At 62.8% G+C, this 12518-nt stretch carries 11 protein-coding genes; 8 read left to right on the top strand and 3 right to left on the bottom strand.

Features of this window, described 5'->3' with window-relative positions:
* The first annotated feature begins 3 nt into the window (after positions 1–3).
* From ligA to AB4Y87_RS21735, 3 genes are read left to right on the top strand one after another with little or no spacing between them, the layout of a single operon-like run.
* Positions 4–2301 carry an NAD-dependent DNA ligase LigA gene (gene ligA, locus AB4Y87_RS21745; protein ID WP_442006333.1) on the top strand — a complete coding sequence of 766 codons (2298 nt, stop codon included), beginning with the start codon at positions 4–6 and terminating at the stop codon, positions 2299–2301.
* Positions 2298–3122 carry an inositol monophosphatase family protein gene (locus AB4Y87_RS21740; RefSeq protein WP_442006332.1) on the top strand — a complete coding sequence of 275 codons (825 nt, stop codon included), beginning with the start codon at positions 2298–2300 and terminating at the stop codon, positions 3120–3122. Before ligA ends, AB4Y87_RS21740 begins: the two co-directional genes overlap by 4 nt.
* 50 nt (positions 3123–3172) lie before the next feature.
* On the top strand, positions 3173–4381 hold the full coding sequence (locus AB4Y87_RS21735; RefSeq protein ID WP_442006331.1) for an AAA family ATPase: 1209 nt from the start codon (positions 3173–3175) through the stop codon (positions 4379–4381).
* Between the two features lie 30 nt (positions 4382–4411).
* Here the strand turns inward: AB4Y87_RS21735 and AB4Y87_RS21730 are convergent, their stop codons facing one another.
* Entirely contained in the window at positions 4412–5779 is a 1368-nt protein-coding gene (locus tag AB4Y87_RS21730) for an LLM class flavin-dependent oxidoreductase (RefSeq protein ID WP_442006330.1), read from the bottom strand.
* A gap of 311 nt (positions 5780–6090) precedes the next feature.
* On the opposite strand from AB4Y87_RS21730, the gene AB4Y87_RS21725 reads away from it, so the two are divergent.
* Together AB4Y87_RS21725 and AB4Y87_RS21720 are read left to right on the top strand one after the other, a co-directional pair.
* Complete coding sequence (locus tag AB4Y87_RS21725; protein ID WP_442006329.1) at positions 6091–6603, top strand: GNAT family N-acetyltransferase; 513 nt, start codon at positions 6091–6093, stop codon at positions 6601–6603.
* A gap of 69 nt (positions 6604–6672) precedes the next feature.
* Positions 6673–7053: a RidA family protein gene (locus AB4Y87_RS21720; protein ID WP_223948469.1), complete on the top strand. Its 381-nt coding sequence runs from the start codon at positions 6673–6675 to the stop codon at positions 7051–7053.
* Between the two features lie 25 nt (positions 7054–7078).
* Here AB4Y87_RS21720 and AB4Y87_RS21715 read toward each other — a convergent pair whose 3' ends face one another.
* A complete protein-coding gene (locus tag AB4Y87_RS21715) occupies positions 7079–7738 on the bottom strand; it encodes a response regulator (RefSeq protein WP_442006328.1) in 660 nt (219 codons plus the stop codon).
* Complete coding sequence (locus AB4Y87_RS21710) at positions 7731–9446, bottom strand: ATP-binding protein (protein ID WP_442006359.1); 1716 nt, start codon at positions 9444–9446, stop codon at positions 7731–7733. Before AB4Y87_RS21710 ends, AB4Y87_RS21715 begins: the two co-directional genes overlap by 8 nt.
* Before the next feature lie 198 nt (positions 9447–9644).
* On the opposite strand from AB4Y87_RS21710, the gene AB4Y87_RS21705 reads away from it, so the two are divergent.
* From AB4Y87_RS21705 to gatC, 3 genes are all read left to right on the top strand, one after another.
* Positions 9645–11135: a CitMHS family transporter gene (locus tag AB4Y87_RS21705; RefSeq protein ID WP_442006327.1), complete on the top strand. Its 1491-nt coding sequence runs from the start codon at positions 9645–9647 to the stop codon at positions 11133–11135.
* A 144-nt stretch (positions 11136–11279) separates the two neighbouring features.
* The gene (locus tag AB4Y87_RS21700) at positions 11280–12158 is read left to right on the top strand and encodes a cytochrome c oxidase assembly protein (RefSeq protein WP_442006326.1); all 879 of its coding nucleotides are present in this window, start codon (positions 11280–11282) and stop codon (positions 12156–12158) included.
* A gap of 61 nt (positions 12159–12219) precedes the next feature.
* Positions 12220–12516 (top strand): Asp-tRNA(Asn)/Glu-tRNA(Gln) amidotransferase subunit GatC, encoded by a 297-nt coding sequence (gene gatC, locus AB4Y87_RS21695; RefSeq protein ID WP_017199363.1) that lies wholly within the window; start codon positions 12220–12222, stop codon positions 12514–12516.
* Positions 12517–12518 lie beyond the last annotated feature (2 nt).

Genomic DNA, 12518 nt, shown 5'->3' with positions numbered 1-12518 from the left:
CCTGTGAGCACACCAGAGAATCCAGATCCGGTCCGCACCACAACCCAGGTTGCCACTGCGGCCTTGGTCGCAGAAGAGGGAACACCTCCTTCGGAGAGCCTGCGGGATGAGTATGAGCAGCTTGCGGACCTCGTGCGCAAGTACCGGTACGCCTATTACCAAGAGGACGCGCCTACGGTTTCCGACGCCGAGTTCGATGAACTCTACCGTCGCCTGGAAGAAATCGAAGCGCTGCACCCGGAACTCGTCTCCAACGACTCACCGACGCAGGAAGTCGGTGGTGAAGTCTCTGCCGCCTTCACCGCCGTCGCCCATCTACAGCGGATGTACAGCCTGGACGACGTCTTTTCCCTCGAGGAACTCGAAGCCTGGGTACGCAAGGCTGAAGCGTCGGTGGCCAGACTCGGGGACAGCGTCCCGCCCATTGCCTGGCTGACTGAACTGAAAATCGATGGACTCGCCGTCAACCTGCTGTACAGGGACGGAAAATTGGTCCGCGCGGCCACCCGCGGTGACGGCACAACCGGTGAGGACATCACTCACAACGTCCTCACCATCAAGGAGATCCCGCGTCAACTCAGCGGCTCGGGTTATCCCTCGGAAGTTGAGATCCGTGGGGAAGTGTTCATTCCTTCCAAGGCCTTCGTTGAGTTCAACGAATCCCTGGTTGCCGCAGGTAAAGCCCCCCTGGCCAATCCACGCAATGCGGCTGCCGGCTCGCTCCGCCAGAAGGACCCGGCAGAAACAGCAAAGCGTCCCCTGAGCATGTTCGTTCACGGTATCGGCGCCCGGGAAGGCCTGGATGCCAAGAGCCAATCCGAAACCTACAAACTGCTGGCTGACTGGGGGCTGCCTGTCAGCCCCTACTTCAAAGTTCTGGATTCCTTTGAAGGCGTTCTGGACTTTATCGCCCATTACGGCGAGCACCGTCACGACCTCCTTCACGAAATCGACGGCATTGTGGTCAAAATTGACGACTTCGCCACACAACGTGCCCTCGGCTACACCTCCCGTGTCCCCAGATGGGCCGCCGCCTACAAATACCCGCCGGAGGAAGTCCACACCAAGCTTTTGGACATCCTGGTCAACGTGGGCCGTACCGGGCGCGTCACGCCGTTCGGTCTGATGGAGCCAGTGAAGGTCGCGGGTTCCACAGTGGGAATGGCCACTCTGCACAACCAGGATGTGGTCAAGGCCAAAGGCGTTATGATCGGCGACATCGTGATTCTCCGCAAGGCCGGCGACGTAATTCCCGAGATCGTTGGACCTGTACTGGCGCTGCGCGACCAACAGGATCCACCCGTGCGCGAGTTCGTGATGCCCACCGAGTGCCCGTCGTGCGGCACCCCGCTGGCACCGGCAAAGGAAAGTGACGTGGACATCCGTTGCCCCAATGCCAAGTCCTGCCCGTCCCAGCTGCGTGAGCGTGTTTTCCATCTGGCTGGCCGAGGTGCGTTCGATATCGAAGCCCTGGGCTGGGAAGCGGCCATCGCCTTGACCCAGCCCGCAGAGCCGGAGACTCCGCCATTGACGAGTGAAGCGGGACTGTTCTCTTTGACCCGCGAGGATCTGGCGAATGTCATGATCCGCCGCGAGAAGAGGTCCAAGGGCGTGGGCACGGGCCAGTATGAGCTCGTTCCCTACTTCTACTCAAGGGGGACGGCCAAGTCGCCGTCCAAGCCAACGGCAACCACGGAAAAACTTTTTGCCGAACTGGAGAAAGCGAAGAAGCAGCCCCTGTGGCGTGTCCTCGTGGCATTGTCCATTCGCCATGTGGGACCCACTGCCTCCCGCGCCCTGGCGACCGCTTTTGGCAGCATGGACGCGATCCGGAATGCCACTGAAGATCAGCTTGCGCATGTGGACGGCGTTGGACCTACCATCGCGGCGGCACTGAAGGAATGGTTCGCCGTGGACTGGCACAACGAGATCGTGGACAGCTGGGCAGCTGCCGGTGTGCGGATGGAAGACGAACGCGATACCAGCATGCCGCGAACCCTTGAGGGCCTCACTATCGTGGTCACGGGGACGCTGCCCAATTTCAGCCGGGACGAGGCCAAGGAAGCCATCATCATCCGTGGCGGAAAGGCTTCCGGATCCGTGTCCAAGAACACCAGCTACCTCGTGGCTGGTGAAAGTGCCGGGACCAAGCTGGATAAAGCCGAGCAGCTCGGTGTTCCGGTATTGGATGAGGACGGCTTCCGGGAGCTGTTGGCGAATGGCCCGATAAAGGCCGACGCCGAATCCGAAGCCGAATCCGAAGCCGACGCGACCGAGACAGTGAAGGCAGAAGCAGAATGACCGACCCCATGGAGCTGCTCACCGTAGCCAAACGCGCTGCTGCTGCGGGCGCCGCTGTCCTGTCGCGGAGGTCAGCCGCGGGCACCGGCGGCGTGGGTTTGGGAATGTCCAACAAGGGCGATGCCGGCGACTGGGTGACCGAGTTCGACGTCGCAGCGGAGAACGCAGTTCGCGAGGCTATCCTGGCGACACGGCCCCACGACGCCATCACGGGCGAGGAGCATGGCACCACGCGGCCCGAGCAAGCCTCGGGTTACCGCTGGTCCATTGATCCCCTTGATGGCACCACCAACTTCATCCGCAACATCGTCTATTACGCCACGTCAGTGGCCGTGGCAGATGCCGACGGCGTCTGGCTGGCGGGAGTAGTTCACGCGCCGGCCCTGGGCCGCGTCTATTCGGCGGCCCGGGGCGAGGGCGCCTGGTTGGAAGTTGCGGGGGAGACTACCCAGCTGGCTGGGCCCGTTCCCGGACGCACCGGCCTCATCCTTGCCACAGGATTCAGTTACGATCCCGCTACCCGCGCCAATCAAGCGGAAGGCCTCGCCGAACTGATGGACGGCTTCGCGGATGTTCGGAGGCTGGGTTCCGCGGCCTTGGATCTGTGCCTGGTGGCAGATGGCACCTATGACGCCTTTGGGGAGCGCGGATTGAACGAGCATGATTTCTCTGCGGGCGCCCTGATCGCTGAAGAAGCGGGCTGTTGGGTGCGCAGGCCACGGCTTGAGAGCCCACTCGACGGCGGTCCAACCCTCGAGGATCGCTTGGCCGCGTGGACGTGCGCAGGGGCCTTGGAGCTCTCCGGCAAATTTCCCCTGTGACCTTCCTGTGTCTGTGACCCTCCTGCACCCATGACCACCGTCCACTCGCCGTGATCAGGACCCTTGCGATCGCCAATTACCGCTCCATTCGCGATCTCGCGGTGGAGCTGCATGGCCTTGACGTGGTCACAGGTGCCAACGGCAGCGGCAAATCCTCGCTGTACCGTGCACTGCGCTTGCTGGCCGAATGCGCCGGGGGCGATTCCGGAAACGTGGTGGGATCCTTGGCCAGGGATGGCGGACTGGCGTCCACACTCTGGGCCGGTCCTGAATCAATCAGCGAGGCAATGCGGCGTGGCGAAGTTCCAGTCCAGGGTACAGTCCGTCGGGATTCCGTCAACCTGAAACTGGGGTATTCGGGGGACGACTTCGGTTACCTCGTGGACTTGGGCATGCCCGTGTCCAGTGGCGCCGGATTCGACCAGGAAACAGGCAGGCCCCGGCCCTCAGCTTTTAGCCTGGATCCCGAGATCAAGCGCGAGCAGATCTTTTCCGGACCAGTAGCAAGGCCGGGTTCCCTGTTGGTGGATCGCAAAGGAAGCCTTGCGAAGCTCCGGGGACAAGACGGGGACTGGACTGAACTTTCGCGGCGGCTGGACACCTTCCAGAGCATGCTGACGGAAGTATCGGACCAGGACCGGGCGCCTGAAGTTCTCCGGGTCAGAGACTCTGTGCGATCTTGGCGATTCTACGATCACTTCCGGACAGATGCGGAAGCGCCGGCCCGGCAAGCGCAGCTCGGCACCCGCACTCCCGTGTTGCACCATAGCGGGAAGGACCTGGCGGCGGCGCTGCAGACCCTGCGTGAAGTGGGATTTGAGCGGCAGTTGGATGCCGCCGTCGATCACGCCTTTCCGGGGAGCCGCCTCGGCATTGCCGTGAGCGACGGCCGCTTCAGTGTGGAGTTGCGGCAGCCTGGCATGCTGCGGCCCATGAAGGCAGCCGAACTCTCGGATGGAACGTTGCGGTTCCTGCTGTTGACCGCCGCATTGCTCACTCCGCGCCCACCGGAATTGATGGTCCTCAACGAACCCGAGACGAGCCTCCACGTCGATCTGATGCCGGCACTGGCTGGACTCATCGTCCAAGCCAGTGCCAACAGCCAGATGATCGTGGTGACACACTCCGAAGCACTGCTCGGGGCCCTCCGGGAAAGTGGAGCGGCCCATGAGCACGAGCTTTACAAGGACCTGGGCGAGACAAGGATCAAGGGACTCGGTTCCTTGGAAGGCCCGTTGTGGAGCTGGCCAAAGCGCTGACAGCTACAGCCGGGTTTTACCGTAAGGTCATCAGAACGCCGAGCCGATGGACGTGAGCTTCTGCGCCGCAGAGCCTGCAAAGCGGTTCGCAGGCCGTGCAAGTCCGTAGTGCCCGCGCAGCGTCGACGCCGTGTATTCGGTGCGGAAGAGGCCACGCTGCTGGAGGATCGGCACCACCTGGTCCACGAAGATCTCCAAACCGGAGGGGAGGACCGGCGGCATGATGTTGAAACCGTCGGCTGCGCCAGCTATAAACCAGTCCTGGATGGCGTCGGCTACCTGCTCGGGTGTCCCGGAGAAGGTGCGGTGGCCACGCCCGCCACCCAAGCGACCGATCAGCTGCCGCACTGTGAGCTGCTCGCGACGGGCAAGCTCCACGATCAGCGTGTAGCGGCTCTTCGCACCCTCGATGTCGTCTTCGGCGGGAAGGTCTGCTGGCAGCTGCTGGTCCAGGGGCAGGTCCTGGGGTGCCACACGCAGGGTCTTCGCCAACTGCTCCCGGGCATACTCGGGCTTGATCAGCTCATCGAGTTCGCGCTCGAGCTCCAGCGCTTCTGCCACCGTGGAACCAATCACCGGGACGATGCCCGGAAGGATCTTGAGGCCTTCAGGGTCCCGTCCAGCGGCCAAGGTGCGGGCCTTGAGATCGGCGTAGAAGGCCTGCGCATCCTCCACTGTCTGGTGGGCGGTGAAGACTGCCTCGGCGTACTGGGCGGCGAGCTTCCTGCCGTCCTCCGAGGATCCGGCCTGCACGATCAGTGGGTGGCCTTGGGGGGAACGGGGGACGTTTAGCGGACCGCGAACGCGGAAGTGCTTGCCCTCATGCTCAATGGCACGGATCTTGTGTGCGTCTCCCCACACGCCCTCGGCCTTGTCGGCGAGCACTGCGTCATCCTCCCAGCTGTCCCACAGTTTCTGGGCTACCTCAATGAACTCGGCCGCCCGCTCGTAGCGGACCGCGTGTGCTGGCTGGTCGTCGACGCCGAAGTTCCGCGCAGCGTCCGGCCCCGCCGTCGTGACGACGTTCCAACCGGCGCGGCCCCCGCTCACCCAGTCCACCGAAGCGAAGCGGCGTGCCAGGTTGAAGGGGTCGTTGTAGGTGGTGGAGGCCGTGGCGATCAGGCCGATCTTCTGTGTGGCGGCGGCGATGGCGGTCAGCAGCACGGTGGGTTCCAGCTTGCCGGCAGGGCGACGACCCACCTCGCCGAAGAGCACAGGGGAGTCCGCGAAGAAGATGGAGTCCAGCTTCCCGCGTTCGGCCGTGCGCGCCAGATGCTGGTAGTGCTGCACTTTGGTGGAGGCGAAAGGATCGCTTTCCGGGAGACGCCACGAGGCTTCGTGGTGGCCGGTGCTCATCAGGAAGGCGTTGAGGTGGAGTTGGCGTTGTGGCGTGGACATGGATTTCTCCTTGGTTTTGCTGAGGGTTTGGGGCTCGGGTGAGGGCTGAGTGTGGCAACTCAAGCACGGTCGCAGCGCCCTTCGCCAGCTCTTCGACACGTGCCCGCAACACCGGGAAACCGGGCTTCACAGCACGCCATAGGACTCAATCAAGCGCCACAGAAGGCAACAGAAAAGCAGTCCAGCGATACCCGGCCTCATCAACATGACGCAACAATCCGCCGTCGGGAGTTCAGCGCCGGACTGATAGTTCGGTCACGGAAAGGGCTGTTTGGCGTTTGGGGCGGTGACCGCGCCACTACCATTGATAAGTGCATTCGTCGATTACTGTCCGCCCAGCCCTGCCCGAAGACTATGACGACGTTGCCCGCATCACGCAGGATTCATACGTCACCGCGGGGTACTATGGCAGCGCGGACCACCCGTACCTGCAGCAACTACAGGACGTGGCAGCGCGCGCGGAGCACGCCGAGATCTTCGTTGCTGAACGTAACGGCCAGGTGATCGGTTCCGTCACTGCAGCACCAGCTGGCGGCGGTTTCTCTGACATCGGCCTGGACGACGAACTGGAACTGCGCACCCTTGTAGTAGATCCCGCGGTGCAGCGTTCCGGCGCCGGACGGGCTTTGGTGCAGGCCGTCGTCGAGCAAGCCAAGGCGATGGACGGCATCGGCGCGGTCTCCCTCACGACGGGAGCCACGTGGGCGAGTGCCAACGCGCTCTACGCCCGGACCGGTTTTGCCCGCGCTCCGCACCGCGACTGGTTCGTCCCCGGCACCGACATAAAGCTGTTCGTTTACCGGCTGGACCTTCCGCAGTCATAAAGTTTCCTTTCGTAAACCCCGTCACCTTTGAACTACCGGTGCGGGCACAGCGATCAGGAAAGGCGCGGCATGCGCAAGACATATGGCACGGGTTCCGTCTGGGAACAGACACTTGGCTACTCCCGCGCGGTCCAGGTGGACAATACACTCTTCATTTCTGCCACGGCGGCCAGTGGGCCTGATGGCATCGTCGGCGATGACTTCTACTCGCAGACCAAATACATCCTTGAGAAGCTCGGAGCGGTCCTGGAAGAAGCGGGGTTCTCCTACGAGGACGTCGTTCAGTCCAAGCTGTACCTGACGGACATCAGCAAGTGGGAAGACGCTGGCCGCGCGCACGGCGAGGTTTTCGGCGAGATCCGTCCCACCCTGGCCTTGGTGCACGTGCTGCCGTTCCTGGATTCCAAGATGCTGGTGGAGATCGAGCTCGTCGCGCAGAAGTCCGCGTAGTTCACCCAACTGCGAACTACGTGGGCTAGCCCGGAATGCCGTAGCGGTGTTCCGGGCGGCCCGTGCTTCCGTAGCGTAATTGGATTTCGACGGCGCCGTCGTCGGCAAGCGAGGACAGGTACCTCTGGGCCGTCGCCCGGGAAACGCCCACCCGGTCTGCGACCTCGGTGGCTGAGTACTGTTCGCCGGGAAGCAGCGATTCCAGGACTGCTGCTTCGGTTGCCGAGCGCGGTTTTTGAGTGGGCGTCACATCACCTGGGATCAGTGCCCGCTTGGCACGCTCAATCGTGGTCTGGTCAACACCCGTTTGCTGCCCAAGGATCCGGCGATACCGTGCATAGGACCTCAGCTGCTGGGACAAGGATTCCGCGGTGAAGGGCTTCAACAAGTACCCCAGGGCGCCACGCCGAATCGCAACCCTGATGGACGGAGCATCAGAGGCCGCTGTCAGCATGATCGCATCGATATCCAGCTGGCCCAGCAAATCAAGCCCTGAACCGTCCGGCAGGTATACGTCAAGCAAAACCAGGTCAGGACGCAGACTGTGGATCGCCTGCAGAGCCTGGGACACCGAACCGGCCGGAGCGAGCGCCATGAATCCGGCCACCGAGTCCACGTAGGCGGCATGCAGTCTGGCAACGTGGAAGTCGTCATCCACAATGAGCACCCTCAAATCCTCAGCCACTGCTGTCCTCCCGCATTGTTGTGCCGGCTTCAGCGCCGCCGTCGCCCGATCGCCCCATCACGCCAGGTATTGTCGCCATGAAGACAGCTCCGGGGCCGCCTTTCCTGCCGGTCTCCAGGACGCGGACGTCCCCACCCCTGCGGCGGGCCAACTGCCGCACCAAAGCCAGGCCCAAACCTTGTCCGGCCCCCGGGCGTACCGGATGTTCGGACGTCGTGAATCCTTCCGCGAAGACTTCCTCGGGTTCCAGGCCACCCAAACCGTCCCCGGAATCGCCGACGACGATGTGCAGCGTTCCACTGTCCTGGCCGGCATCATCGAGTAACTCAAGTTCTACCCAGCGCTCCGATGCGGAACCGGCGACGGCGGCACTCACGGCGTTGTCGATCAGGTTGCCGAGCACTGTGGTGACGTCCTGGGGATCGGCCACGTGTCCCCGGACCAGCGTTTCCGGCCCGATCCGCAGTGCCACTCCGCGTTCGGAGGCCTCCACGCTCTTGGCGCCGACGAAAGCCTGCAAGTACGTGTCCTGAAGGAGTTCTGCCTGCTCCACGGGGAATTTCAGCGGCCCTGTGGCGGAGATCCGGGCCAGGTATTCCTTGGCTTGCTCGTGTTGGCCGATGCTCATGAAGCCCGCGATGGTGTGGAGTTGATTGGCGAATTCGTGGCGCTGGGCGCGCAGGGCGGTGGACATGGTTCCCACCGCGTCCAACTGGCGGGTCAGTTGCTGCAGTTCGGTGCGGTCTCGGAGCATGACCACCCAGCCGAGGTCTTCCTTGCGGTGCCAGGCTTTTCGGGCGCTGGCCACCAGGACTCTTCCGCCGGCTACGAGTTCCACGGCTTCGGCATCACGGGCTGCCGGTTGGGTGAGTTGCTTGAGCTGGGCAGGAACGTTGGCCGTGGCCCAATCCTGGCCGGTGGCGTCGGGCAGGTCCAGGAGCCTGGCAGCGGCGGCGTTGAACACGGAGATGCGTCCGTCAGCGGCGACACCGATCACGCCCTCATCCACGCCCTGGAGCACAGCCACTTGGTCGTGGACGAGAGTGCTGATTTCCTCAGGTTCCAAGCCCAACGTGAGTCGTTGCAGGCGGCGCCGGAGCAGGAATGAAGCGAGGACGCCCGCCAGGAGTGCCCCTCCGGCGGTCAGGGCGATGGGCACAATGTCCCGTGCCAGGCTCTTGCTGAGGGACTCCATGGAGTAGCCCACGCTGACTTCACCCACGATCGTGCCAGCGGTTGCAACGCCGCCGGACGAGGGCGCGTACACCGGCACCTTGGCCCCCGCCGATGGACCCAAAGTGCCGGTGTTGCGGGTGGTGATTTCCTGGCCGGCCAATGCTACGGAGGGATCTGTGCTCACGCGTTCACCGAGCCGCGCAATTTCCGGGTGGGCCAACCGGAGCCCGGTTTCATCCGTGATGACCACGAAGAGGGCCCCAGTGCGGATCCGGGCTGCTTCTGCCGCTGCCTGCAAGGGTCCGGCGGCAAGGACGCTGGGCGGCGGCGTTCCTTCTTCTTTGCTGATGGCCTGGACGTCTTCCCTGATATCGGGATCCGCCGCAACTGTGCGGGCGAGGGTGAGTGCTTGGTTTTCGGCTTCGTCGCCGATCCGTTCGTAGACCAGCCATGCGTGGACGGCACCGCTCAGGAGCACTACAAGCAGAACTACCCCCAGTTGGAGAAGGAGCGTCTGGGTGGAGAAACGCATACTGACCCTGGTAAAGCGCGGCACCGTGACTCCTTTCCTCCAGCTCCATTGAAGCACTGAGCACAATGCGCAAAACGCTCGCAATGATCAGTATTCCCAACAATTCCCGGAAACCCCAGCCCGTGACGGGCGCCACTATAACGTCTGTAGTGCGCATCACACCGAAGTGGTGCCATTCACAGTAGTAAGGAGCCGGCCGTGCTGGTTTTGCTTGGATTCGCAATGATTGCGGTATTCATGGTCCTGATCATGACCAAAAAGTTGACGCCCGTCTTGGCGCTGATCATCGTCCCCACCATCTTTGGTCTCTTCGCGGGGGCCGGCTTGGGCATAGGCCCCATGGTCATGGACTCGATGAAGTCCATGACCTCCACGGCCGCGCTCCTCATGTTCGCCATCATCTACTTCGGCCTGATGATCGACGTCGGGCTGTTCGACCCCCTGGTGAAGTTCATTCTGCGCAAGCTCGGCAATGATCCCGCCAAGGTAGTCCTGGGCACAGCTATCCTCGCCGCGGCAGTCTCCCTGGACGGTGACGGCTCAACCACCTTCATCCTCACCACCGCCGCCATGCTGCCGGTCTACCTGCGCCTGAAGATGAGCCCCGTGGTCCTCACCTGCGTGGCGGGTCTTGCCAACGGCACCATGAACATCCTGCCGTGGGGTGGACCCACAGCCCGTGCCGCTACCGCGCTGAAGCTGGATGTCAACGACGTCTTCGTCCCCATGGTCCCGTCCCTCATCGTTGGCCTCATCGTCGTGCTCGTCTTCTCCTGGCTGCTCGGCCTGCAGGAACGTAACCGCCTCCGCACCACCGCTCCCGAAATCTGGGGCGACGTCGCCAATCCTTCCGACGCGTTCGACGGCGGCAATGGCCGCGGCGGTTCGGCCGCCACTGGTGCTGGTGGTTCAGGCTTCAGCAAGGGCCGCTTCAGCTTTGGCCGCACCGCACCCAAGCCGGTAACCGGCGGAGGGGCCGGCGTCGCAGTTCTTGAACGTACTGAAGAGCTGGTGGACGACCACGACACCGCCATGGCTGATACTGCATTGGATCCCAACCGCGCCACGCTCCGGCCCAAACTGTTCTGGTTCAACCTTGGGCTCACGGTCGCCGTCATGGTCACCCTGGTAGCGAACATCGTCCCGCTCCCGTTCGTCTTTATGGTGGGCGCGGCTATCGCACTGCTGGTCAACTTCCCCAAGGTCAAGGACCAGGGCGCCCAGCTGATCGCCCACGCACCGTCAATCGTCGCCGTCGTCAGCATGGTCATGGCGGCTGCAGTCCTCACCGGTGTCCTCAACGGCACCGGCATGGTCAAGGCAATGTCCGAGTGGCTCGTCCAGATCATCCCCGCGGACATGGGCCCATTCATGGCAGTCATCACCGGTGTGTTGAGCATCCCGATGACCTTCTTCATGAGCAACGACGCGTTCTACTTCGGCGCACTGCCGGTCCTCAGCGAAACCGCAGCCCACTATGGCGTTGGCGCAGCGGACATGGCCCGCGCTTCCATCACCGGCCAGCCGTTCCACCTCCAGAGCCCCCTGGTTCCCGCGATCCTGCTGCTCGTGTCCCTGGCAAAGGTAGACCTGGGCGACCACCACAAGAAGGTCCTCTGGCGCACTGCAGTCATTTCGATCGTCATGCTGGCAGTCGGAGTCCTGACCGGAGCCATCGGCATCGGCTGATCGCACAAAGCGCCCGGGGTAACCGGAAGCAGCACAATGAATGATCAGCCTGCCGGGTTAGTTGCCCGGCAGGCTGATCCTTTTGGGAGGTATTGACCGATCCTGCGAACGTCCCTTATCAGGAGACCGGCATATCATTGGCGGGTGCCACCCCTTGAACTAGTTCTCAGTGCCTGGCGGATCGACTGGGCAGCCCTCGCTATGATCACCGCCTTAGGCGTGCTCTATGGCCTTGGTATCAAGGCTGCCGCAAAGAACGGGCATCAGTGGCCGCTGTGGCGGGCCGTAGCTTTCTACCTCCTGGGCCTGGGATCCATGGCGGTCCTCACTTGCGGATTCACTGGTGTCTACAGTGCGGACCTCCGATGGGCTTTCACCATCAAGGTTGCCTTGCTCCTGTTTGTGGTTCCGCTCCTGATGGGTCTGGGCCGGCCCATCACGCTTGCCCGCGTTGCCCTGCCTCCTGACGGTATCGAGGTGCTCAACAGGGTACTGGCTCACCGTTTAGTCCGTTTCTTCAGCAATTCGCTGGCAGCGCCGCTGCTGGGGCTGGCGCTGTTCTCCACCTTCCTCACGCCGGCGTTCTACACCTTGCGTGCTGATCCCTTGGCTGAAACACTCCTGACGATCACCATTCCGTTGCTTGGCCTCCTCATGGCGCTGCCCATTATCGAAGAAGCGGACTTCCAGCGCTCCAGCGTGTACATCACGCTGGAGTTCGTGTTTGTTTTCATCGAACTCCTGGTCGACGCTGTGCCCGGCATCCTCCTGCGCCTCAACGGACAGGTTCTTGACCATGTGATGAGCACCCAGGCCATGCTTGGCTGGTTCCCTGATCCGCTCCGTGACCAGCAACTGGCTGGGGACGCATTGTGGTTTGTCTGTGAAATCGTTGACCTGCCACTCATCATCCTCATGTTCATCAGGTTTTCCCGGAGCGACAAACGCGAGGCGCGTGGCTTCGATGAGCTCACTGATGCGGAACTGGACGAGCTGAACGCGCAGCACCTGCACCGGCACTGAAGGCCGTGCGTGGCCAAGTAGACTGGTTCGGAAAACCATTTGAACTTTGCAGGGGAGATCCATGGCTGCGATCAACCGTGACGACGTCGCGCATCTTGCGCGTCTGGCTCACATTGAAATGAGTGCCGAAGAGCTGGACAGGATGGCGGTTGAGCTTGCCGTCATCGTGGATTCGGTGAAGTCCGTCAGCGAAGCCGCCGGGGAGGATGTCCCGGCCACGTCCCACCCGATTCCGTTGACCAACGTGTTCCGTGAGGACGTCGTGGGCCACACGTTTACGGCTGAGCAGGCATTGTCCGGCGCTCCGGATGCTTACGAGAACCGTTTCAAGGTCCCGGCAATCCTGGATGAGGACTAATT

Source organism: Paenarthrobacter sp. RAF54_2 (genome assembly GCF_052113945.1).
Lineage (GTDB): Bacteria > Actinomycetota > Actinomycetes > Actinomycetales > Micrococcaceae > Arthrobacter.
Note: the sequence above shows the minus strand (reverse complement) of the source record. Positions and strands in the feature narration are given on the sequence as shown.

Bases quoted from the DNA above. Each gene is read 5' to 3' on its own strand.
- AB4Y87_RS21740 (WP_442006332.1), top strand. From the start codon at position 2,298: ATGACCGACCCCATGGAGCTGCTCACCGTAGCCAAACGCGCTGCTGCT.
- AB4Y87_RS21730 (WP_442006330.1), bottom strand. From the start codon at position 5,779: ATGTCCACGCCACAACGCCAACTCCACCTCAACGCCTTCCTGATGAGC.
- AB4Y87_RS21720 (WP_223948469.1), top strand. From the start codon at position 6,673: ATGCGCAAGACATATGGCACGGGTTCCGTCTGGGAACAGACACTTGGC.
- AB4Y87_RS21710 (WP_442006359.1), bottom strand. From the start codon at position 9,446: ATGCGTTTCTCCACCCAGACGCTCCTTCTCCAACTGGGGGTAGTTCTG.
- gatC (WP_017199363.1), top strand. From the start codon at position 12,220: ATGGCTGCGATCAACCGTGACGACGTCGCGCATCTTGCGCGTCTGGCT.